General features: G+C 41.3%; 21 protein-coding genes and 2 tRNA genes. 14 read left to right on the top strand and 9 right to left on the bottom strand.

Annotation, left to right across the window (positions count from 1 at the left end; translation table 11 throughout):
- The first annotated feature begins 72 nt into the window (after positions 1-72).
- Together BMW45_RS08005 and BMW45_RS08010 are read left to right on the top strand one after the other, a co-directional pair.
- Positions 73-154 (top strand) — tRNA-Tyr (locus tag BMW45_RS08005).
- A gap of 40 nt (positions 155-194) precedes the next feature.
- Positions 195-280, top strand: a tRNA-Leu gene (locus BMW45_RS08010).
- Between the two features lie 71 nt (positions 281-351).
- Here the strand turns inward: BMW45_RS08010 and BMW45_RS08015 are convergent.
- Complete coding sequence (locus BMW45_RS08015; RefSeq protein WP_092242026.1) at positions 352-1,317, bottom strand: LysR family transcriptional regulator; 966 nt, start codon at positions 1,315-1,317, stop codon at positions 352-354.
- Between the two features lie 138 nt (positions 1,318-1,455).
- Here BMW45_RS08015 and BMW45_RS08020 point away from each other — a divergent pair, with 138 nt between their 5' ends.
- Positions 1,456-2,901 (top strand): aspartate ammonia-lyase, encoded by a 1,446-nt coding sequence (locus tag BMW45_RS08020; RefSeq protein WP_278320779.1) that lies wholly within the window; start codon positions 1,456-1,458, stop codon positions 2,899-2,901.
- 81 nt (positions 2,902-2,982) lie between these two features.
- On the opposite strand, the gene BMW45_RS08025 is transcribed toward BMW45_RS08020, so the two are convergent.
- From BMW45_RS08025 to BMW45_RS08060, 8 genes are all read right to left on the bottom strand, one after another.
- Positions 2,983-4,326, bottom strand: coding sequence for a sensor histidine kinase (locus tag BMW45_RS08025; protein WP_092242029.1), 1,344 nt, complete (start codon positions 4,324-4,326; stop codon positions 2,983-2,985).
- A gap of 3 nt (positions 4,327-4,329) precedes the next feature.
- A complete protein-coding gene (locus tag BMW45_RS08030; RefSeq protein ID WP_092242032.1) occupies positions 4,330-5,016 on the bottom strand; it encodes a response regulator transcription factor in 687 nt (228 codons plus the stop codon).
- A gap of 94 nt (positions 5,017-5,110) precedes the next feature.
- Entirely contained in the window at positions 5,111-7,036 is a 1,926-nt protein-coding gene (locus BMW45_RS08035; RefSeq protein WP_092242035.1) for a CotH kinase family protein, read from the bottom strand.
- A 30-nt stretch (positions 7,037-7,066) separates the two neighbouring features.
- The gene (locus BMW45_RS08040; RefSeq protein WP_025230349.1) at positions 7,067-7,735 is read right to left on the bottom strand and encodes a DUF4956 domain-containing protein; all 669 of its coding nucleotides are present in this window, start codon (positions 7,733-7,735) and stop codon (positions 7,067-7,069) included.
- A 19-nt stretch (positions 7,736-7,754) separates the two neighbouring features.
- The gene (locus BMW45_RS08045) at positions 7,755-8,429 is read right to left on the bottom strand and encodes a polyphosphate polymerase domain-containing protein (protein WP_025230348.1); all 675 of its coding nucleotides are present in this window, start codon (positions 8,427-8,429) and stop codon (positions 7,755-7,757) included.
- A gap of 188 nt (positions 8,430-8,617) precedes the next feature.
- Complete coding sequence (locus BMW45_RS08050; RefSeq protein WP_143057017.1) at positions 8,618-9,325, bottom strand: SHOCT domain-containing protein; 708 nt, start codon at positions 9,323-9,325, stop codon at positions 8,618-8,620.
- Between the two features lie 285 nt (positions 9,326-9,610).
- Entirely contained in the window at positions 9,611-11,113 is a 1,503-nt protein-coding gene (locus BMW45_RS08055; protein WP_092242041.1) for a response regulator transcription factor, read from the bottom strand.
- Positions 11,103-12,824 (bottom strand): sensor histidine kinase, encoded by a 1,722-nt coding sequence (locus tag BMW45_RS08060; protein WP_092242043.1) that lies wholly within the window; start codon positions 12,822-12,824, stop codon positions 11,103-11,105. The genes BMW45_RS08055 and BMW45_RS08060 overlap by 11 nt, the downstream gene beginning before the upstream one ends.
- Positions 12,825-13,081: 257 nt before the next feature.
- Here BMW45_RS08060 and BMW45_RS08065 point away from each other — a divergent pair, with 257 nt between their 5' ends.
- The 11 genes from BMW45_RS08065 (at position 13,082) to BMW45_RS08115 (ending at position 24,054) form a co-directional block, all read left to right on the top strand.
- Positions 13,082-14,407: an ABC transporter substrate-binding protein gene (locus tag BMW45_RS08065; RefSeq protein WP_092242045.1), complete on the top strand. Its 1,326-nt coding sequence runs from the start codon at positions 13,082-13,084 to the stop codon at positions 14,405-14,407.
- 65 nt (positions 14,408-14,472) lie between these two features.
- Complete coding sequence (locus BMW45_RS08070; RefSeq protein WP_092242048.1) at positions 14,473-15,357, top strand: carbohydrate ABC transporter permease; 885 nt, start codon at positions 14,473-14,475, stop codon at positions 15,355-15,357.
- Positions 15,358-15,369: 12 nt separating this feature from the next.
- Positions 15,370-16,209 carry a carbohydrate ABC transporter permease gene (locus tag BMW45_RS08075; protein WP_092242050.1) on the top strand — a complete coding sequence of 280 codons (840 nt, stop codon included), beginning with the start codon at positions 15,370-15,372 and terminating at the stop codon, positions 16,207-16,209.
- Between the two features lie 27 nt (positions 16,210-16,236).
- Positions 16,237-18,231 carry an alpha-amylase family protein gene (locus BMW45_RS08080; protein WP_092242052.1) on the top strand — a complete coding sequence of 665 codons (1,995 nt, stop codon included), beginning with the start codon at positions 16,237-16,239 and terminating at the stop codon, positions 18,229-18,231.
- 221 nt (positions 18,232-18,452) lie between these two features.
- A complete protein-coding gene (locus BMW45_RS08085) occupies positions 18,453-19,259 on the top strand; it encodes an IclR family transcriptional regulator (protein ID WP_207649062.1) in 807 nt (268 codons plus the stop codon).
- A gap of 16 nt (positions 19,260-19,275) precedes the next feature.
- Positions 19,276-20,097: an alpha/beta fold hydrolase gene (locus BMW45_RS08090; protein WP_092242054.1), complete on the top strand. Its 822-nt coding sequence runs from the start codon at positions 19,276-19,278 to the stop codon at positions 20,095-20,097.
- A gap of 12 nt (positions 20,098-20,109) precedes the next feature.
- Positions 20,110-20,889 carry a 2-keto-4-pentenoate hydratase gene (locus BMW45_RS08095; RefSeq protein ID WP_092242058.1) on the top strand — a complete coding sequence of 260 codons (780 nt, stop codon included), beginning with the start codon at positions 20,110-20,112 and terminating at the stop codon, positions 20,887-20,889.
- 13 nt (positions 20,890-20,902) lie between these two features.
- The gene (locus BMW45_RS08100) at positions 20,903-21,778 is read left to right on the top strand and encodes an acetaldehyde dehydrogenase (acetylating) (RefSeq protein ID WP_092242061.1); all 876 of its coding nucleotides are present in this window, start codon (positions 20,903-20,905) and stop codon (positions 21,776-21,778) included.
- Position 21,779: 1 nt separating this feature from the next.
- Positions 21,780-22,793, top strand: coding sequence for a 4-hydroxy-2-oxovalerate aldolase (gene dmpG, locus BMW45_RS08105; RefSeq protein WP_092242063.1), 1,014 nt, complete (start codon positions 21,780-21,782; stop codon positions 22,791-22,793).
- A gap of 13 nt (positions 22,794-22,806) precedes the next feature.
- Positions 22,807-23,094: a 2Fe-2S iron-sulfur cluster-binding protein gene (locus tag BMW45_RS08110; protein WP_092242065.1), complete on the top strand. Its 288-nt coding sequence runs from the start codon at positions 22,807-22,809 to the stop codon at positions 23,092-23,094.
- A gap of 33 nt (positions 23,095-23,127) precedes the next feature.
- Positions 23,128-24,054 carry a catechol 2,3-dioxygenase gene (locus BMW45_RS08115; protein WP_092242067.1) on the top strand — a complete coding sequence of 309 codons (927 nt, stop codon included), beginning with the start codon at positions 23,128-23,130 and terminating at the stop codon, positions 24,052-24,054.
- Positions 24,055-24,142: the final 88 nt, after the last annotated feature.

Raw genomic sequence — 24,142 nt, forward strand, 5'->3', positions numbered from 1 at the left:
TTTTCTAAAAAAACCTTGATTTTTTAATGTCCCTGTGATAAAATAACACTCGCTTGCTTAATAAAAGAGCATGGGTGGGTTCCCGAGCGGCCAAAGGGGGCAGACTGTAAATCTGTTGTCGACGACTTCGAAGGTTCGAATCCTTCTCCACCCAGTCCGTACCGTTGTAAAGAACAAAAACGGTATATGAGAATGCCGGCGTGGCGGAACAGGCAGACGCACAGGACTTAAAATCCTGCGGGACTTACCTCCCGTACCGGTTCGATTCCGGTCGCCGGCATGATAAGAAAAACCTTGTACACTGTTATGGAGTACAAGGTTTTTTGTTGTCTAAAATAAGAAAAAACTAAATTAACAGGAAGCCCTTTCATTCATTTTTTGACTACTCCCCGCAATCTTCAAAAACTCCTCCATTGCCCGAGTGAAACGTCTCCCCGTCTTCCAATAGAAATATAGGTTCCGACGGCAAAAATTACTTTCGATCTTATAATAAACAACATTCGGATGGGAGAGAACCTGTGCGATGAGAGTGTCACTGATAAAGGATATTCCCATTCCCGAACAAGTTATATTGTAAGAAGTAAGCTGTTGGTCAAGTTCAAATACTATATCTGGAGTAATTTCACGCTCCTGCAGAATTTCCATCGCGCGCTTCCTTGTGTCGTTCTCTGGTTTCAGCATGATAAATGGTTCCTTTTCAAATAGTTTCAGCGGTACTGGCTTAATCCTTTCTTCCAAAAAAGAGCCGTCAAGAATCAGCTGCACCGGAACCTGGTACTGCTCTGCTTTTCGGTTAATTTCAAAGGTTTTCGGTACAGCCAGAAGCAAATGTTCTTCCTTGTAAATACTGTTATCAAATATTCCTTTGTCCAGAGAACAATTATCAATCATCAAATCAATTCTGCCATTCTGAAGATACGATGCCAACTCTGATGTGCTCTCTTCAATCAACTCTACCTTAACCATTGGAAAACGTTTTGTAAACTCGCCCATTAAAGGGGGCAGTACCCATGAAGAAAAAAGACTGCTTCCTCCTAATATCAGCTCTCCAATTTTTAAATCTCCCCAGTCATTTACAAAATTGTAAAATTCACTTTCAATAAAGAGCATTTCCTCCACGGATTTAATATATTTTTTTCCGCATTCGGTTAGAGTCAAAGGCTTTGTACTTCTATCAAAAATCGGATATCCAATTTTAAGCTCGATTCTTTTTATTGTAGCACTCAGCGAAGGCTGCGAAATAAAAAGTTTTTTTGCAGCTTTGGAAAAACTTTGTTCTTTGTATACCATATATACATAATCCATCCCCTTAAACACTGTAAACCTCCTCTGCTTCGAGATATAACTTTAGAGTTATACTAATTATAGAAATATACGTATTTGATTATATTATAAATTGATTTTATAATAAATACAATACAAAACGGTATTTTACCGATTACGGAGGATTAGTCATTGGATAGCGTAAATAACATAGATTACAGAGTCGAGAAGGATTCCATAGGAATGAAAGATGTGCCGGGGAATGTGTATTACGGCGTACAATCAATGCGCGCGGCAGAAAACTTTCATATCACCGGTCTCAACATCCACCCTGAAATCATTAACAGTCTTGCTTACATAAAGAAAGCAGCAGCTATAACGAACCTTGAAATAGGTCTTCTGGACAGAAAAACTGCAGAAGCGATTATTCAGGCATGTGATGAAATTCTGGCTGGACAATTCCGCAAAGACTTCATCGTTGATCCGATTCAGGGCGGAGCAGGAACTTCTCTGAATATGAATGCCAACGAAGTGATAGCAAACCGTGCGATTGAGCTTCTTGGCGGACAAAAAGGCGATTATTCCATTGTAAATCCGAATGATCATGTAAACTGTGGACAGTCCACAAATGATGTCATTCCTAGTGCCGGGAAAATGACTTCTTTAAGACTCCTTAAAAAACTGAAAATAGAACTTCTCCGGCTACATCAGGCATTTTGTGAAAAAGCTGACGAATTTGATCATGTTCTGAAGATGGGGCGAACCCAGATGCAGGATGCAGTCCCCATTCGGTTAGGTCAGGAATTTAAGGCTTATTCGACAGCAATTATGCGTGACCTCCGCCGCATGGACAAAGCCATGGAAGAAATGTGTACGCTGAATATGGGTGGAACAGCCATAGGGACAGGAATCAATGCTGATGTAAATTATTTGAAACGTATTGTGCCTAATTTAGCGAAGGTGTCAAATACGGAATTAATGCAGGCGGCAGATCTGATAGATGCGACACAAAATCTCGACTCTTTTGTTGCCGTATCAGGTGCTGTCAAGGCCTGCGCCGTGACATTGTCTAAAATAGCCAATGATCTTCGACTGATGTCTTCCGGACCAAGAACAGGCTTTCATGAAATCGACCTTCCTGCGAAGCAGAATGGCTCCTCCATTATGCCGGGAAAAGTAAATCCGGTGATTCCTGAAGTTGTAAACCAGGTTGCCTTTAATATCATTGGGAATGATGTAACCATCACCATGGCCGTAGAGGCCGGACAATTGGAATTAAATGCATTTGAACCTATCATTTTTTATTGCATGTTCCAGTCCATTGACACTCTTTCCTATGCTGTACAAACATTTGTAGATAACTGTGTATCCGGCATTACGGCGAACGAAGCAAGATGCCGTTTCCTGGTAGATAACAGTGTTGGGATCATCACAGCGATTTGCCCTCATGTTGGGTACCAAAAGGCGGCAGATATTGCTAAGAAAGCCATGTTAAGCGGCAAACCCGTAAGAACTCTGATTCTGCAGGAGAAGCTTATAGGGGAAGAAGAACTGGACCATATATTAGATCCGGTACAAATGACAGAGCCGGGGATATCCGGGAAAAATTTATTATTAAAGAAAAAGCTGGAAGCGTAACTGCCATACCTTTAAGGGGTGTAGATTCACAACGATATAACGCCTGACGAAACCTTGAGTTCGTCAGGCGTTTTGGCTGTGCTAATTTGATTGTTCTCCTTTCGGCTGGACCTTATTAATTCCCGGTATCTGAAACCAGAAAACACTGCCTTTACCTACTTGCGAATCCACTCCGTAGTCACCATGATGCAGCTCAACAATTTTTTTAACAATGGACAGTCCAAGGCCGGTTCCTGTGATCGCACGTTTATGCCTTTTATCAATTTTATAATATCTGTCCCAGATGTAAGGCAGATTATCCTTGCCAATGCCCTCACCATGATCTTCCACTTCAATTCTGACCACTTTGTCTATGACCTTTTGCCGAATGATAATAGTTAAGTCGTTTGTACTGTAATGAATTGCGTTCGTCAGTAAATTATAGATTGCCTGTGTTATTTTCACTTCATCCGCATTTACGAAGACCTCCTCGTCATGTTCGAAAACAAGGCTGTAATTTTCTTTTTTAACCAAGTCGGCTATTCTGCCAACAGTTTTATCAATGCTCTCCGTAATGTTATATGCTGCCGTGTTTAGCTCCATTGTACCGGTTTCCAATCGGGAGACATCAAGAATATCATTTACTAAAGAGGAAAGCCGCTGGGTTTCATCCATGATCGTCTGCGTTTGCTCCGAAGTAATTTCATCAGGGAAATCATGCATCATTTCAGCATGGCTATATATTAGAGCGAGAGGAGTTCTCAAGTCATGGGAGATATTAGCCATAAGTTCGCGCCTTAACCGTTCCACCTTTGAGAGCTCGGAAGCAGAATGATTCAATGTGTCCGATAATTCATGGATTTCTCTGTAGCCCTTGCCTGAAAAATGAATATCATAGTTTCCGGTTGCCAGTATTTTAGCGCTCTTATTCAGTTTTTCGATTGGCTTCGAAACAGTTTTTGCAATAGCAAATGCCAGAACAATGGATAAGACGAACATGATGCCAGTGACATAATACAACTGAACTTTTATCGTGGAGATCGTTGCATTGACAGGAGATATCATCGCATAAAAAACAAGGGAGACTGTTCTGCCATCAGACGTAACAAAATCTCTTATTTCGGTTATTGCCTGCCGCATTTGAGGTCTGTTTTCAGGGGCAGGCCTGTTTTCGGGATTTGGCCTGTTTGGCGGTACGAAATCATGAGCCGGAGTAACAAGTATTTCCGAATCGTCGGAAAGCTGCATGATAATTTGATTGAGATTGGGATTGTCAATGTTTTTCTCGATCAGAGCAATCGCGTTGTTTATTTCTTTTCTACGAATATCTTCATACATTTTACTCAGAAATACTGTTTCAAACAGCCACAGAACAACAAGAAGCAACGCGCAGAACCCAAGCAAAAAGATAAAGATTTTCCACATTAACCGCTGTGATTTTTTCATATGCTAGCCCTCGAACCGATAACCTAATCCCCGTAAAGTAGTAATAAACTTTGCATAAGGGCCTAAGGATTTTCTCAGTAATTTCATGTGTGTATCCAGCGTCCGGTCATCGCCGTAATAATCAAATCCCCATACTTCTGTGAGAATTTTTTCGCGTGGAACAGCGATGTTTTTATTTCGAATCAAGAAGAATAGCAGATCATATTCTTTTGGAGCAAGATTTGCAAGAATGCCGTCAATTGAAACCTTATAGGCGGTCAAGTCTGCTTCAAACCCCTCTTTCCGGAATATGACATGTCCATTGTCATTATCACTTGCAGCCGCATTTTTCTGCGTTCTGCGCAGGATCGCATTTACACGCATCATGATCTCCTTAGAAGAAAAAGGCTTAACTACATAGTCGTCAATGCCAACCTCAAACCCTAAAATCTTGTCATATTCCTCCCCCCTTGCTGATAGCATAATAACGGGAGTATCTAATGTTTTTCTGATTTCTTTTACCGCTGAAAAACCATCCAGCTCCGGCATCATAATATCCATTATAATGATGTCAAAGGATTCTTTGCGGCAGGCCTCAACCGCTTCCATGCCGTCAGCTGCTTCAACAACCTCATGTCCTTCAAAGACCGCATATCTTTTAAGCACGGTTCTAAGTCCGCTTTCATCGTCACAAACCAATATTTTTGCCATAGTTTCACCACCTTATTAACTGTAATTATAGCATGAAAGCAAATGAGTATCCAGTACAAGGGGCTGAAGGATCACCTTCAGCCGTTTGTATTATTTAATAAGTTTTTTTGGCTCTCATTAAGAATAGGATTGCTCCGGATAGAAGGATAAGTGATACAAATACACTAACCGCATAGGTTGGATCCATTGCGTTTGCGGAGACAGCCTTACTCTGTTGGTTAGCCGCGTTCCTGCCGGGCATTTCCGTCACTTGCGAAATTTGTTCTTCTGTCAAACCCATTTCCAAAAGCTGCTCTTTGATTTCATCACTAAGCACACCGCTGTTTTCCTGCAAGATTGGCATGGCCTTCTCCATAAGCTCCCGGTCCGGCATATCTCCCATACCACCGAAGCCGCCCTCACCCCGGCCGCCTTCGCCCTGGCCGCCTTCACTCCGGCCACCTTCCCCTCGGCCGCCTCCGCCCATCATACTGCCCAGTGCGGACAGATTAATACCGGAAGCATCAATTAGCGCATCCTTATCTGAATTTTGTCCATCTGTCGTAGAAGGGATGGTTCCGTTAAGCTGCCCGTCAATACTCTGAGCACGAAGGGTTCCCAGTTCAATAAAGACCGGAAGAGATGCTTCATATTCTTCGTATGTGACAAAGGCGGAAACATCGTTTTTCACATAGTTATTGATCTTTGCGTCTAAATCCATTACAGTTTCCGCAAAAACACCGCTTACTAAATAACCATCCACGATCTGTCGCAGGTATTCATGGTATTTGTCCTTATATTCCGGGACTTCAAGCAATTTATTAATGAGGGGGCGGTCTTCCATACTTACACCGCTGACTGGTGTGTCGATCGGGAAGTTTACAACGTCACTGGCGCTGTCACTCTGGAATCCGCCAAAAGCAAGACCGTAATCCCAAGGCAAAACAGTGATTTTTCCATCGCGCTCATAAATGTAATAATTTTGCGCCATACCAGATGTATAGCTATCTAGATTTACAACCACCGTATGCGCGGCCAGATAGCGGAGAATTTCGTCCACATCAAAATACTGCTCCAGATTTGTTCCTTCATTTAAGTTTTTTATTGCGGTAATAACACGCTGTTTATCTTTATCGGAGTTTTTTTGAGATTGGGCATTGTTAAATATTGAACTATAGCTGCTTATATTATCATCAACGTAAACAAGGTCTCCGCCACCTCGTCCGCCCATACCACCCATTGGAAAACCGCCCATACCGCCGTTTTGGTTATCCAGCTGTTCCAATTGGCTTCCGGTATCATCGCTTTCCAGCGTCTCCTGATTACCTTGCGGGCGTTGCCCGCCAGCACCTGGCTGCCCATTAGCTCCCATATCTGCGTCATCCTGACCGGTTTTATGATCCGTGAAGTCTTCTCCTTGCCCCATTGTGGTTTTGACACTGTAGAGCTGTCCGCCGGACGTATCGTAAACCCTGTCAAGAAAAGATTTTTCATACCGTTCCAGCGCCAGGTAGAAGCCGAAATCTTCTCCATTAACTGTTACGCTGGCATAATTCATAAGCGGTGTTTCTACACCTATATATTTCATAATGTCGTATGATAGATAGTCTTTCATATAGGTGTTATCACCCATCAGGTTATTAATGCAGAAAGTGTCCAGCCCATAACATGTCTGCCCTTTTACATAATAACTAAATTTGAAATTAATACTATAACGGTCACTGTCGTCCATGCTGACTACCTGTGATAAACTTGAATTGCCCTTGGTGCGAATACCGACTGTATGAAATGATTCACCGTTTATGACTAAATCCGCTGAAATATATTCTTTATCTATGGCGTTGTCGAGCATTTCCTGCCAATCATTTTCATCGACACGTATATCTATTGTAAGGATCTCATCTCCAAACAGCTTTGATTCATAATCCATCACCTTTTTATTTTGATTCACTCCAGCGGCATAAACGATCATGACACAGGCGAACAGCGACAGGCAAACAAGCAGTGCCGTGATTTTTGCTATATGTTTGCTGGTTATCATTGCCTTCACTTCCCATCTGTATTTTTTTCATTACATATAATAATCGCCATTATAGCTAACTAGGACTGCATTTGAAACACCGTTTATCGTAAGCAGATCATTAATGAATTTCACTGAGGAATCTTTGAGGCGAACCTCAACAGTAAGCTCGATTCCGTTTTTCGACACGTTCTTGGATTTGACAAGATGCTTTTTCGTATGATTTTTAAGCATTGATGTTGATTGGGTTTCTGCATTCTCATCATCGCAGTTTATTACAACTACATAAGGCGTATCTGCAGTTTTCCTGTTGACAAATACAAACAGGACGCAGCCTATAGCAATGGAACCTATCACTGCAAGAGGAATTAAGCCTGCGCCGACAATAATACCTGTAGTAATGGACCAGAACAGATATACGAGGTCAAGCGGTTCCTTTACAACGGTACGGAAACGGACAATGGATAGTGCGCCCACCATACCCAGCGATGTAATCAGGTTTGAAGACACTGCCAAAATAACAAGGGTTGTGATCAAGTCCATGGCGATTAGGGTAATACCGAAAGATGAGGAGTACATGACACCTATGTAGGTCTTTTTATATACCATAAAAATAAACAAGCCAATCACAAATGAAATACCTAAGGCAGCTAAAATATCCGGTATGGAAAATGAAGCAGCCTTATTGAGGAAGGTGAAATTCAATAGTTGATCTAACATAATTAACACTCCTTTTTATTTATATAAGTCTTGATACTACGTATTTGGAAAATTCAGTCTCGTTCCTGCTGTCTACCCGAACCAGCTGACGAATGATTTCAGGAATAAAACCATCATATTTTATTTCAAGCACTATGGCGTTTGCTGCCGGAATTGTAACAAGTTCCGGATTAAATAAGCCGCCTACATTGTTTGAAGTCCGGATGTTACTGTCAAATGTAATACGGACATTACCAGCAGGATAGACATAGGTTTCTCTTTTGTAGTCCACAATTGTTCGAGGCCGCAAGTTCTGATAGTGCATTTTTGTGTATAGTTCCATCATCAATGCCTGACCGCTTTCTTTCAATAATCCTAAATTTCCATCCAGAATACCTTCACATTGCGCTAAGGTTATTGGTGCGTTTTTTTTATAACATAATCTGTTTGCTTTGCTCTTTTTTTCAAGCCTGATAAATGAAGGATCATTGTTATAAAACCGGATTCTGAATTTTTCCCGCCTGCTGGCTCCGGACAGTTTTTCGATGACTGCTTTATCAGCGTAATTGTCGAAATACAGGCTCCTGATTATGTAGGAGCCATCATCAGAGGCATTTTCGTCAAAATCAGCAATATGCCTTAGCTTAGATGATAACTGCATATAGTCAGAATAATTGATGTTCAATTTATGTTCGTGTCTTCCTTTTTCATTCATGTTCTCACCTCCTTACTACTGATGAGTAATATGTTATAGTGTTAGTCTGAATTTCACTTGTCGCCTGTCTGAACTTTATCTGAACTTTTTGTTTCTAACCATAGCGATCACATACTATAAGAAATCATTTGGTGTACATGAAAAAACAGAGCACAATTTTATTGTGCCCTGTTTGATTTTGAATCTGACTAAATATCCGTAGTGCTTTCTGTTTTATTGCCATGAAATCCACCTCGGCCCATACCGGAAACCTCGGGAATCTTGCCCTCGGTAATATCATTCAAAGCCTGGTCATACTGCTCTTGTGTGATTTTGCCATCAGCAAGTAGCTGTGCTATTTTTTCCTTCATCTTTGATAGCATCTCAGACTTCTGTTCCTCAGTCAATTCAGGCCTGCTCTTTTCGCCGGACTCATCTTTGTCTCTTCCGGGCATTTCAGGTGCTTTGCCCTCGGCAATATCACTCATGGCCTGGTCATACTGGTCCTGCGTGATTTTGCCGTCAGCAAGGAGTTGTTCGAATCGTTCCTTCATCTTTGTTTGCATTTCCGCTTTTTGCTCTTCTGTCCATTCAGTGCTGTCCGTTTCACCGCCTCGGCCTCGGCCTTTGCCGAACACTTCAGGCATTTTACCCTCGGCAATATCACTGATAGCCTGATCATACTGCTCTTGTGTGATTTTGCCGTCAGCAAGGAATTGTGCTAATTTTTCCTTCATATGTGATTCCATTTCTTCAGATGATAATTTGGTTTTCTCTAAGCTGGTTGTAACAGCAGAAACGTTTGTTTTCAATGTGCCCGTTGTATTTGTGTTTGCAGCAAATGCGGTAACTCCCGATGCTGCTAATAAGCCTACGGCCATTACTGTAGAAGCGACAACTGAGATTTTTTTCATCATTAACACCCTTTCTTTCTTATACGTTTGACGTGGCAACAGGTATGGATTTTTCCCTCCTTTCTTTTTTTCTGTCTATATCATAAATCGCTTATTTGAATTACCAATGTTTGGAAGCTGATTATTTGCTGAACTTGCGCTGAACATTTGCTGAACTTGCGTGTCTAATTTACGGTGTATGCACGGCTGCGAGAGATCTGTTCTGGGATGCAGAAAGATAATTGGACTAAGCAAAAAACCAAAAGTTTAAGGTTTCGCTTAGTCCAGGATTTTGTTCTGATTATTATTTTATTTTTTACGATGCAAATGATCCTTCGGAGAATATCCAAACATTTTTTTAAAACGTTTGCTGTAATAAAAAGCATCTGTATATCCCACCAGCTCCGCAATGTCGGATATCTTATATTGATTGGATTCCAATAATCTCTTAGAAGCTTCCATACGTATCATGGTGATATACTGAAGCAGGGATTCATTATTTACTTTTTTAAAGACACTGCCCATATAGGAAGGATTTAATTGAAATAAGTTCGCGAGCCAGGTTACGGTTAATTCTGGATCGGAATAATGTTTATCAATATATGCAATGATTTTTTTGCTTAAGGAGAGGTCGGAAGGGATGGTTTCACTTTCAGTCATGCATAACCGCCCATATGCAAGAATGGTGCTTTTAACCTGACTCAGCCGATATTCTTCATCAATGATCTGGGAGGCAGATTCAGCCGGATTGTGGCTGAATTCTACCTGGCCGCCATAATGGATATGATAAGTGGTAAAAAATTCCGTAACGATTAAATATAGGTATTTCACATCGTGCGTTTCTTCCAACGGCTGAAACAGGTCTTTGATATAAGCTTCCAGCCCTTTTGGATCCTTGCTGTTTAAATAATATAGAATCGTTTGCCTTACCTTTGATAAATCAGCGGATCTATTTTCCCAGGTAAGTTCTTCTGTCAGGATAAGCTTTGATTCAGGATTAAAATACCGGTGGTTAAGGGCGTAAAGATTTTTTTTATAATCAGGCAGCCAGGATTCTTTCAATGGGATACAGTCTCCCAGAGCTAAAAATGTGTAGGAGCTGCATTTTGGCATATCATTTTCCAAAACTTCTTTTAACTGCTGCCGTTCCTCTTTCTTGTGAAGGAAAAACTGTATGGTATAGGCATAATCCAGTTCCTTAAAATATTCACAGTCTAGTTCATGACTGCGGATCTTTGCTGCCAGTTCTGATATAAAATCTTCATTTTCTTCATAGATAAAAGCACCTAAATAAAGGGTGTAATCATAAGCTGATACCTCAGGATATCTGGCAGTTAACTGTTCAATGCTTTGACAACCATTTAATACATTGGAAAGAAACGTGCATTTTTCAAAGTGATAATACTTTTGAATTTGTTTCTGTTGTTTTTTTAACAACTCTATTTTTTCTTTGGTATCCTTTAAAACAGTGGTTAAGGTAGAAGCGTCTACAGGCTTTAACAGATAATCCATGACTCCGAACCGCATCGCGGAACGTGCATATTCAAAGTCATTATAACCAGACAATAGAATAATTTTGGTGGAAGGGTAATTGCGGTATACAGATTCCGCCACTTCAATTCCATTCATACGGGGCATTTTAATATCCAGCAGGATAAGGTCAATGGGATGCTGATTTAATAACTCAAGAACCTCTAGCCCGTTTTCGGCCTCCCCTATAAAATGAATGGCCAGTTCTTCCCGCGGAATGATTTTGATAATTCGTTGCCTGATAAAATACTCGTCATCAGCTATTATAACATTAAGTGGCATCAGTGGACACCTCCTTTTTCCTAATGGTTATGGTAGAGATACAGCCGCCCTGAGGGTGATTGGCAATGGTAAGCCCATATTCGCTGCCGTAATAGAGTTGGATTCTCTGGTGAATATTTTTAATACCAAAATGAGTATTACCTGTAGTCCATATGCTTTCATAATTTTCTTCCCGGATTCCAATTCCGTTATCCCGGATGGTGAATAAAATGGAATCAGGAGTTTCCGTTACCAGAATATCTAATTGTCCTTTTCCATTCAGCTCTTTGATTCCGTGATAGATACTGTTTTCCACGATGGGCTGTAATAAGAGCTTGAGGCAGGGATAGCCTGATATTCTGGAATCACATGTGATACGAAAGTCAAACCGGTTATAGTATCTTACTTTCATGATTCTTAAATATGCTTCGGTTATGGCCAGTTCCTCCTTAACCGTAATGTGGGTATGGCCGTTGCTTAGACCATGACGGTAAAACGCAGAAAGATTCATGACCAGGTCAATGAGAGTCTCCTTTTCATCTATTTCTGCAAGAGAACAGATATTGTCCAGTGTATTATATAAAAAATGTGGGTTAACCTGCTGCTGAAGCAGATCCAGGGAAATTTTATTCTTCATTTTTTCTGAATTCAGTAAATCGTTCTTTAACTTTTTCTGGGCAATTATCATGCTGTTGAATTCCTCGAACAGAAGTCCGATATCACTATCATGATAGGATTCATTGACTGGAATCCATTCTCCCTCCTTTACCCTCTGGGTATGAGAGATCAGCTGGTAGATCGGAGAGGTAATTGTACGGGATACTTTACGGGAGACATTAAGACAGGCAATAATACAGAGCAGGGCCATAATAATGGATATTCCCAAGGTGGTAAAGGTTGGCTGTAAAAAGTAGAGAAGATTGATTTCGTTGACCAGATACCAGTTCAGCTCAGGAAAATGTTCAGAAAAAATAATCGTGTTCTTAGTCAGTTTGTAATTGCTCCTGTTGATGTAGTTTAGCTTCTTTACATTCTCATAGCGCCTCATTAATGGAATGGAGCCGTCTGAGCTTTGTACATTGCCATCTGAGTCTACAATAAAAAGCATGCTGAAGCTGCTTGCATTATCCTTATAGATATCTGAAATAGTACTTTCAGGAATGGCGATTTCCACATACCCAAGCATGGTACCTGTGGAGCTGCTGTAAAACGGCAGCATGAGAGACAGGACATGTATTTCCGTGTCACGCTCCTTATTGGAGTATTTTATCTCTGGTATCCAGATTTTTCGGTCTGAAGCAGAAGTATCCCGAAGATTTAACGGATAGGGATATATTTCTGTGGTAGCAATCAGCGCATGTTCCGGCGAGTAGATACTGACAGAATGAATAAAGGGAGTGGACTGGATAATATGATTGATCTCGGTTTTCAGATTCATCTGGTCAATGGCATTAAACTCCTTGTTATTGTTATTGAATTTAGATACAATGGCCTGTACACTCTTATCCGTTATAATGGTTTTGGAATAATTATTAACAGATGCGAGATAATAATCCAACTGATTGGAAATATAATCCAGCTGCCGGACAGCAGAATTAGTCTCTAATGCCAGCGTATGTTTATAAAATACGACAGAAGTACTGATCAATAATATTATAATGAATAACAGCAGCGTCTGAAACATAGACCGGAAAAATCTCGAATTAATAGAAGTTATTTTTTGAGCCTTCATATGGTTCCCCTTCTGTATGCAAAGCGTGTTTTGATTTCATGGAAGACTTAAATATAACAGTAATATTAGTACATTTTATTGGCTGTGTCCATATTGAATTTGTGTATTTGAACTATTGAAGGGTGGATTTTACAAAGTGATATGTAAAATATACATAAAAACTATAAAATGACCATTCATTGTATAGTGATATTTTTCTATAATGGGATCGTGAAGAGGGATGAAAATATGAAATAAAAAAAGGAGGAAACAAATTTATGAAAATAAAAAAAGTAATTGCTTTAACATTAGCAGGCGTACTGAGTCTTTCTATGCTGACAGCCTGCGGGTCTAAAACAGACAGCGTAAGCAAGGAGTCTGGTGATGAAAAGGTAACTATCAGACTCTTAACAAGAATGGCAGGAACCTCAACTCAGGTAGGTATTTATAACGATATCATCAATGAATTTAAAAGTAAACATCCAGAAGTGACCATCATTGACGACTCCCAGGGTGATGAATCGGCATTTAATAATATCCTGACGACTGATATTGCTTCCGGTACCATGGCTAACATCTTCCGAATCCAGGGGGTTGCAAATCTTTCCGACTATATCGATAATGGCTTATTATTAAATCTTCAGCCATATCTTGATGCAGATAAAGAATGGAGCGGTGGATTTACGGAGGGCTCCCTTTCCTATTATCAGGTACCGGGACATGAAGGCACCTATGCAATTCCAATGGAATCTGGCCTGATCGGCGTTTATTATAATGAAATGCTTTTTAAGAAAGCAGGAATTGAAAAATTCCCCGAGACCTGGGAACAGTTGTTAGACGCAATTGCAAAGTTAAAAGAAAACGGAATTATCCCAATCGCTATGGGAGCACAGTCTACTTACATGGCAGGTCATTTACATGACCAGATCTTCTATAAATGGATGGGAACAGAAGCAGCAAAATTATTAGGAAACAGAGAGATGAAGTGGACGGATGAGGGCGTCGTAAAGACATTACAGTTTGAAAAAGATTTAATCGATGCAGGTGCCTTTGATCCAAGCGCCGCAGGTATCACAGATAATATTGCTTTAACTCAGTTTCAGCAGGGGGAAGCTGCAATGGTGATTACCGGACCTTGGAACATCAGTACGTTTACAGATAAATCAGCCACTCCTGTATCAGATAGTATTAAGGTTGCAAAGTTTCCTTATTTTGTAGAAAAACCTGAATTTAAAAATCAGGATATGCAAATCCTGAGTCCTTACATGGTAAGCGGTAAATTAGAAGGAAAAGAATTAGACTTGACGATTGAATTATTAAAAATGTTGACCGGTAAAGAAGCAGCTAAGAGATTTGCAGAAGAGGCAGCTTTCTTAATTCCAAGAACCGATCTGGATTTGGATAAGTCAAAATGTACCGACTTATTTATCCAGAATGTAGAGATTGGAGGAACGTCGGAAGGAATCGGCGTAGACGTATTCGACTTTGATCCTTTGACTTCCATGCAGGATAGAACAAGAAATTCAATTGTAAGCTTATTTACAGGGGCCTCTGCCCAGGATGCGGCAGCAGTAATACAGGCTGAGATTGATAATGCAAAATAAATGATCTGGAATTTCATAATTCAAACGAATTGTGAAATTCCTTTTCATTATAAGGAGGAATTTCATTGATAACATTAAAAAACAGGAAAGTGAAAATATACATAGCACTGTTTTTGCTGCCGGCATTGATCGTATATCTTTTATTTCAAATTGTACCATTAATTCTGGCGTTTTACTTTTCACTGGTTGAGTGGAATGGTATCTCGGGTGCGGCTCTTAAATTTGTTGGACTTAAAAATTATATCGATGCGTTTCACAATGCGGACTTTTTACTTTCCATTAAAAATATGGTGAAAATGGTATTCTTCAGCGTATTATTCCATACGCCCATTGCTTTATTAACGGCGGTTGCAATTAATACCAAATGTAAAGGATACCGGGCATTTAAAGCTCTCTTTTTTGTACCTACGGTTTTTCCGTTAACTTCCGTCGGTTTGATGTGGTACTTTGTATTCATGCCCACCGGTTCCCTGAATGCGTTGTTAAAGAACATCGGTCTGGCCGACCTGGTGGTTCCCTGGCTGGTGGATCCTGCAACCGCAATGAATACCATTGTATTTGTTAATATATGGGCTGGTATCGGCTATTATATGGTCATTCTCCTTGCAGGCCTTACGACAATTTCTGATGAGCTATATGAGGCAGCCTCCATTGACGGAGCTACTTCCGTTCATAAGTTTTTTGAGATTACGGTTCCTATGCTAAAGTCCACAATTTCCATGTGCATTTTGATGGATATTATCGGCTCTGTAAAAGTTTTTGATCTGGTATTTGCAATGACAGGCGGAGGTCCAAACGGTCTGACGAATCTTCCTACAACATTAATGTACAATGAGGCATTTAAATACAGCCATTATGGACTTGGAAGCGCTATTGGCATTATTATTCTGATTGCCTGCCTGGTAGGAACATTAGGAAGTAATTTTATCATGTCCCGTAAACACGATTAAGGGAGGAGAGCTATGAAAAAAACAGAATCAAAGAGCAAGCTTGGTAAAGTCATCATGTACTTATATCTGCTGTTAATGACAGTGGTATTTGCCATGCCGATGGTTTTTACCTTATTATCCTCTGTGAAAACAAAACTTGAAATCTTTTCAGATCCATTTGCGCTGCCCAAGGTACCGCAGTTTGTCAATTATATCGTAGCCTGGAAAGAAGCCAATATGAGCCGGTATTTTATCAACAGTATCCTGCAGGCCGGCGCTACTGTTATTATATTGGCAATTATGGCTTCCATGGCGGCATATGTTTTATCCAGGTTCGATTTTAAAGGAAATAAGTTTCTGCTTTTATTCTTTACCGTAGGAATGATGGTTCCCATGCATACGGTATTGGTGCCTGTTGCTTATATCATAGGTGCTTTGAACTTAAAAAATAATATACTGGCCCTGATTCTAATCTACGTATCCTTTAGTCTTCCTTTTAGTATTCTTGTAATGACTAATTTTATGAAAGGCGTCAATCGTTCTCTGGAGGAAGCGGCAGTAATCGATGGTGCAACGTATTTCCAGGTATACAGGCTGGTGATACTCCCACTTTGTATTCCTGCATTATCTACTATTTCAATCTTTAATTTTTTATCGGCCTGGAATAATATTTTATTCCCGCTGTTGTTTATCAACGATAAAAAATTGAAGCCTATTTCCCTGGGGCTGCTGAATTTTAACGGTGAAAGAGGAAGTGATTACGGTCCATTAATGGCAGCTATCGTAATTACGGTTGCATTGCCACTGATTCTTTACCTGTTATTCCAGGAAAAAGTAGAGGGCGGACTGGCAGCAGGGGCTGTAAAAGAATAAACAATGTTCAGATCAGGAGGATAAACAATGAGCGATTTAAGATTCAGACAGGTTCATCTGGATTTTCACACCAGTGAATACATACCAGAGGTTGGTACAGATTTTAATGGGGAGGAGTTTGCCAAGAGACTTGAAAAAGCCAATGTGGATTCCATTACCTGCTTTGCAAGATGTCATCATGGCTGGCTGTATTATCCATCCAGAAAACACGCAGACCTCATCCATCCCGGCCTTACCAATCATAATCTGTTATTAGACCAGATAAAGGCCTGTCATGACAGGGGAATCAAAGTGCCGATTTATACCACGGTACAATGGGACGGCCGTATAATGCGGGAACATCCGGAATGGCTCTCCGTAGACGAGCAGGGGAATTATATCAATACCCAGAATGTGGAAGAACCTCATTTTTATCATACAATTTGTTTAAACAGCGGTTATCGTAAGTTCTTTATAGAGCATCTCCATGATATTATGGATGTGGTGGGAGTGGAGAGCATTGACGGATTCTTTATGGATATTTTATTTCAGGTAGATTGCTGTTGTGACCATTGTAAAAAGAAAATGGAGGAACTTCATCTGGACAGCAGAAAAAAGGCAGTAAGATTAGAGTATTCTCTGCAAATGTTAGAGGAATTTAAAACGGAAATTACAGCGGTTATTAAAGAGAGAGTTCCTGAGGCCTCTGTTTTCTATAACAGCTCCCATGTAGGACCGGCATCTAAGGATAATTTTAAGGAGTACAGCCATCTGGAATTGGAATCCTTACCGAGCGGAGGCTGGGGCTATGACCATTTTCCCGCTACCAGCCGATATGCACGAACCCTGGGAATGGACATGATAGGGATGACCGGTAAGTTCCATACCTACTGGGGGGATTTCCATTCCCTGAAGAATCAGGCGGCCCTGGAGCTGGAATGTTTTCACATGCTGGCTATGGGGGCAGGCTGTTCCATCGGAGACCAGCTTCATCCAAGAGGCCGGTTATCGGAAGGAGCTTATGACCTGATTGGAAAGGTATATAAGAGTGTCAGGGAAAAAGAACCTTACTGCAGGGAGGCGAAGCCGGTTGCGGAGATCGCAGTCCTTACACCGGAAGAATTCTATCCTGAGGGAGAATATAACCTGGGAATTTCTCCTTCTTTAATCGGAGCAGTTCGAATGCTTCAGGAGCTTTCTTTTCAGTTTGATGTTATTGACAGCAAGACGCCCATGGATTCCTATCAGTTAATTATTTTACCGGATTGTATTTATTACAATGAAGAACTGGAAAAAGTGATGAAGAACTATATTGCCAATGGCGGTAAGGTAATCGGTTCTTATGATTCCTGCCTTAACAAATACAGCAAAGATAATATATACGGTATTACATGGAAAGAGGAATCTCCGTATTATAGGGAATTTGTGATGCCGAATCAGATCATTGGAAAAGATTTATATAAAGAAGAGTACGTCATGTACTTAAGAGGTCATAACGTGGAGGCAAACGGTGGGGAGGTTTTAATGGATAAAATAGAACCTTATTTCGACCGTTCCGGAAAAACCTTCTGCTCTCACCAGCATGCACCTTCTTCTGGGAAGGTTGGATATCCGGAAGTGGTCCGAAATGGAAATGTGATTTATTTTGCACATCCCATCTTTAAGCTGTACCGGAAAAATGCCGCCAAATGGTGCAAGCTAATGCTAAAGGATGCGGTTGCGTTATGCCTGGAACATAAATTAGTGAGCCATAGCGGACCCTCTACTATGATAACAGCCTTAAATCATCAGGAACAAGAGAAACGGGATATTCTTCATATCCTTCATTACATTACAGAAAAACGATCTGAGGATATCTGTACGGTAGAAGATGTTATCCCCCTGTATGGTGTGGAATTTAAAATATATACAGGTAATAAGCAGCCGGCAGCCGTTGCCTTGGTCCCGGGAGAAGCAGCCGTTCCTTTCGTAAGAGACGGACAATATATTTCCTTCCGGTTAGATAAAATAGAAGGACATTGTATGATAAGCATTCAATATTAATTCAGATGCCCCTTTTTGCGTCAGACGCAGAAAGGGGTATTTCTTCATACACCTTGTTCTCCATATGGGAACAAATTTACTCCATATGGGAACAATGATATTGATTTCTATTTTTATTATATGTTAATATGTACATATCAAACAATGCGAGAATATAAAAAGGAAATAAAAGAAGCAAAGTGAACAAAAACACACTCTATTTTTACAAGGGAGGTGATTAATTGGAATTTTTAGAAGGTATACAACAAAACGGTAAACCCTCCCATGTGCAATCAGTAGGTAGAGCATTGCTGTTAATTGAATTGCTGGCCCATGAAAACAGGGAGATGTCACTTACTGAAATCTCCAATACTCTGGGATGGCCTAAAAGTACAGTGCACGGTATGATCTCCACACTAAGAGATTACCATTATATAGATCAGTCAAGCCTCACCGGAGGTTACAAGCTGGGAATTCATTTGTTTGAACTGGGCAATGCCGTTAAGAGATCCTGGGATATCAGTAAGGTTGCAAAAGAATATCTGGTGCGGTTAAATGCAAAACTGGACGAAATGGTTCAACTGGCAGTAGAAAGTAACGGAGAGGTGTTATATCTGGATAAGCTGGATTCAAAGCGTATGATGAGAATCGTTTCAGATGTAGGGATCAGACTTCCAATGCATTGCAGCGGGCTTGGAAAGGTTTTGCTGGCATATAAACCTGAAGCGGAAGTAAAGCGTATCATTAACCAAAAAGGCATGAAATCAATGACTTCCCGTACGATTGTCACTTTGCAGGATCTGCGAAAAGAGCTGGAAAAGATCAGAGAAAAAGGTTATGGGATTGATGATCAGGAGATTATGGAAGGGCTAAGATGCGTTGCGGCTCCTATCTTTGATTCCAATGGCCAGGTTCTATATGCGGTCAGCGTATCGGGACTTTATTACAATATGAGAGGGCAGCATTTGGAAGATGTGATTATTGAAGTTAAAAAAGCAGCTCAGGAAATTTCATATGAGATGGGATATAGAGAATCAAAAATAAAATAGAAAAAGGAGTGGAAGTATGAATCAGAGACCAGAAATCGCAAATTCAATTAAAACCGGGAGTTTTAACACAAATTATCATGATATTGGTGAAGGAAGAACCATCATAATGCTGCATGGATCAGGCCCAGGTGTCTCCGCATGGGCGAACTGGAATAAGGTATTTCCTTTGTTATCCCCCAAATACCGGGTGCTGGCACCTGATATGGTTGGTTTTGGCTATACGGACCGTCCTGAGGGGATTGTATATGGGATGGATATCTGGGTAAAGCAGACAATTGCCCTTATGGATGCCCTTCATGTAGAAAAGGCCGACCTGGTTGGAAATTCATTTGGCGGAGCACTTGCACTTGCCATGGCAGTGAAATATCCGGAACGTGTAAATAAGCTGATCCTGATGGGAAGCATGGGAGTAAGTTTCCCGTTGACTTACGGGCTTGACCGTGTGTGGGGTTATACACCGTCCTTTGAAAATATGAAAGAACTTTTAGATATTTTTGCGTATAACCGCAATATCGTTAACGACGACCTTGCGCAGATGCGCTATGAATCCAGTATGCAGCCGGGATTCCAGGAAAGCTTTTCATCCATGTTTCCGGCTCCCCGTCAGCAGGGGGTGGAAGGAATGGCTTCCAATGAGGTCTACATACGCAGTATTAAAAATGAAACACTGATCATTCACGGAAGAGAGGATCGGGTAATTCCAGTTGAAACTTCCCTGAAATTAATGAAATTAATTGAGAATGCACAGCTTCATATATTTGGAAAGTGCGGTCATTGGACACAGATTGAACGGACGCAGGAATTTTCCGATTTGGTAGATAACTTCTTAAAAGAGTAAAGGAGGGCGGCGATGGCAGAAAATAAAATAAAATTATTTGCGGATATGCTTTATGAGTCTGCAAATAGAAAGGAGTCCATTTCTCCGCTGACAGAAATGGATCCGGGATTAAGTGTGGACGAAGCTTATGCCATACAGTTATGCAATGTAGAGCGTTTGGTGGAGGAAGGCCGGATTATTTCAGGAAAGAAGATCGGACTCACTTCTGAGGGGATTCAAAACCAGTTGGGGGTAAATGAACCAGACTACGGACATTTATTTAAAAATATGGATTGCATGGATGGCAAAGTAAAGACCTCTGACTTTCTTCAGCCTAAGATAGAGCCGGAGATCGCTTTTGTATTAAAGGAAGATCTTTTTGGAAGAGGGGTTACGGCAGAAGATGTGATGAGGGCCACGGATTATGTGACAGGTGCCTTTGAAATCGTAGACAGCCGTATAAAAGACTGGAAAATAAAATTGGCGGACACCATTTCAGACAATGCATCTTCCGGCTGCTATGTATTAGGTACGGCCAGATTGTCACTGGAAGAGGTGAATCTGCCTGAAGTTACAATGAAGTTATTTAAAAATGGTGTTCTGGTGAGTGAGGGCAGTGGTGCGGCAGTTTTGGGTGATCCATGTAAAGCTGTTGCCTGGCTTGCAAACCGTCTCTGGTTTTACGGCGTGAAACTTAAGAGAGGGGAAGTCATCTTATCAGGTGCATTTTCAGCAGCGCCGGAAGCCGCTGCCGGGGATGAATTTGAAGTGAGGTTTTCGGATTTTGGGTCAGTGAAAGCGGAATTTATATAAGGGGGGAATGCATTTGGGAAAAGTAAAAGTAGCGGTTATTGGACCTGGAAATATCGGAAGTGATCTGATGTATAAAATTTTTCGGAGCAGCCATTTGGAAATGGCTTTGATGACCGGTATTGTGGAATCAGAGGGGATTAAGCGGGCATCCGCCCATGGAGTCGATGTATCGACACAGGGGATTGACGCGGTAATCGCAAGGGATGACATTAAAATCGTGTTTGATGCGACAAGTGCAAATGCACATTATAAACATGCGCCATTGTTAAAAGAAGCAGGTAAAATAGCCATTGATCTGACTCCGGCAGCAGTAGGACCTTACTGCGTACCAAGTGTCAATTTAAAACAATTGGAAAATTCAATGAATATTAATATGGTAACCTGCGGAGGACAGGCAACAATTCCGATTATTCATGCAATAGAGCGTGTGGCAGGAGCAGAATATGCCGAAATAGTTGCGTGTATTTCATCAAAAAGTGCCGGGCCGGGAACGAGAGCCAATATGGATGAGTTTACGGAGACTACCAGAAAAGGCATTGAGGCCATTGGCGGAGCAGATTTAGGAAAAGCGATTATCGTCTTAAATCCTGCAGAGCCGCCGCTGATGATGACGGATACCATTATGGTCCGGATAAAGGATAAGGGGGCTGCAATAGAAGATATTACGGCATCCATTCAGAAAATGGTAGAAGAACTTGTGCAATACGTGCCTGGTTATAAGCTGCGTGTGCCGCCGGTCCTGGAAGGAGATAAGGTAACGACCATTGTGCAGATCGAGGGGCAGGGGGATTTCCTGCCGAAGTACTCAGGAAACTTAGACATCATTAATGCTGCGGCTGTGGCCGCCGGTGAGAGAATCGCTGAGAAATTGATAAAGGGAGGTGCTTAGCATGGAAAAACGAAAGGTTCAGATCGTTGATACGACCATGAGGGATGGAAGCCATGCATTGCGGCACAGCTATACTGCGGATCAGGTGAAAAGAATCGCAAAAGCACTTGATAAAAGTAAGGTCCCTTTTATCGAGGTCACTCATGGTGACGGGCTGGGAGGTTCCAGTTATACCTATGGTTTTTCCAAGACTGATGAATTTGAACTTTTAGAGGCAGCAAATGAAGTTATTACGAACAGTAAATTAACGGTGCTGTTATTGCCGGGGATAGGCACCATTGAGGACCTAAAGAGTGCCAACAGGCATGGAGCGAAGGCAGTAAGAGTTGCCACCCACGTGACGGAGGGGGATGTAAGTGCCCAGCATATCAAAGCAGCTAAGGAACTTGACATGATGGCTGTTGGTTTCCTGATGATGTGCCATATGGCTCCGCCGGAAGTGATTGCCGGGGAAGCGAAAAAGATGGAGAGTTATGGAGCGGATTACATTAATCTTGCGGATTCCGCCGGTTATCTTACTCCACGGGAAGTGGTAAAAAGAATCGAAGCGGTAAAAGAAGCGGTTAAAATCCCGGTTGGATTCCATGCTCACAACAATTTAGGCATGGCGGTGGCTAATTCATTGGCAGCGGTAGAAGCTGGGGCTGCTTACATAGATGCTACAGTCTGCGGACTGGGTGCCGGTGCCGGAAATACTCAAATTGAAGTGCTGGCAGCCGTTTTGCAGAGGGAGTCATTTGAAACAGGACTTGATTTATATGGACTTATGGATCTTGCAAAGGACGTTGTAAGGCCATTGATGTTAAGACCGCAGGAGATTGATACAGGGTCTCTGATGTTAGGATATACCGGTGTTTATTCCAGTTTTTTACTGCATGTTTATCATGCTGCTGAAAAGTATCACATTGAGCCGAGGGATATTTTGATCGAACTGGGGAAGCGGAAGATGGTCGGAGGACAGGAAGATATGATCATTGATGTGGCTTATCAGCTTAAAATGTCTGCAGGCCGGTAAAGGAAGTTTCTATATGAAAAATGCTTATAGGGTTGAAGTATTGGAAGACTGCGTGGCATTTACCTGTCATGAAGATGAAAAAATATTAGAAGCAATGAAGCGTGCAGGCACAGGGCCTTTAAAATTCGGCTGCTTTGGGGGCGGTTGCGGAATTTGTAAGATGAAGATCGTGAGCGGTGATTTTAAAGTGGTTAAAAATATGAGCCGTGCACATGTCTCCAAAGAAGAGGCGGAACAAGGCATTGTATTGGTTTGCTGTGTAGTTCCGGTCAGTGATCTTATCATCTCAAAACAAATGTAATGTAAAAAATATTAAGAATGAGGAGGTATTTGTATGTCATTAAGTGGAGTTCTCAGACCAGGTTTAATTCAGCTTAGAGTTTTGGATTTGGATGCGACATTAAGGCACTACACTCAGATGTTAGGTCTCAATGAGGTGTGCAGAACAGAAGACGGCAGAGTATGCTTAAAAGGCTATGATGAATTTGACCATCATTCTGTTGTTTTACGCCTGGCAGATACGGCAGGATTTGATTTTGCAGCATTTAAAGTGGAATCGGAAGAATTGTTGGAAAAGCTGGAGAAAAAGGTTGAAGCGTTTGGTTATAAAGTGGATCATGTTCCTGCTGATTCAGATCAGCCGGGTTTTGGACGCAGGATTGGATTTACAATCAGCACCGGTCACCGCTTAGAACTATATTCAGAGGTTAAAAAAGCGGAGCAGATACCGGAAATTATCAATCCCCACATTTGGGTAGATCCGCCAAGAGGTATGAGGTGCCAGAGATTTGATCATATGCTGTTATATGGGCCGAATATCGCAGAGGCAGAACGTTTCTGTACGGAGGTGCTGGGAATGTATGTTCCTGAGATCTGCAATACGCCTGACGGAAAACGTCTTGCAAGTTGGATTACCGGTTCGAATAAGCCCCATGACCTGGCTTTTGTTGAATTTGATCAACCAGGGAAAATCCATCATGTAGGCTTTTTACTCCAGGATTGGTGCGACGTAGGAAATGCGGCTGACTGGATGGCACGTTATTCCATCAAGCATGATGTTGGTCCTACTCGTCATGCGATCACACGCGGGCAGACCATTTATTTTTGGGATCCGTCAGGAAACCGTAATGAAGTATATTCAGGCGGCTATACAGCCTATCCGGATCATCCGCAGCGCCGCTGGGATGCCGGAGAATTAGGAAAAGGATTATTTTACTATGAGGGTGAGATGATTCCAAGCTTCTTGTCAATTATCACCTGATAAAATTGTAACCGTACCTGATATGTAAAAAGTTGTCCAAATAAGTGTAAAACTTTAGTAAAATTCATATAGTTATCTGAAAATTAGC

This window comes from Lacrimispora sphenoides (assembly GCF_900105215.1).
In the GTDB taxonomy this organism is placed as follows: Bacteria; Bacillota; Clostridia; order Lachnospirales; family Lachnospiraceae; genus Lacrimispora; species Lacrimispora sphenoides_A.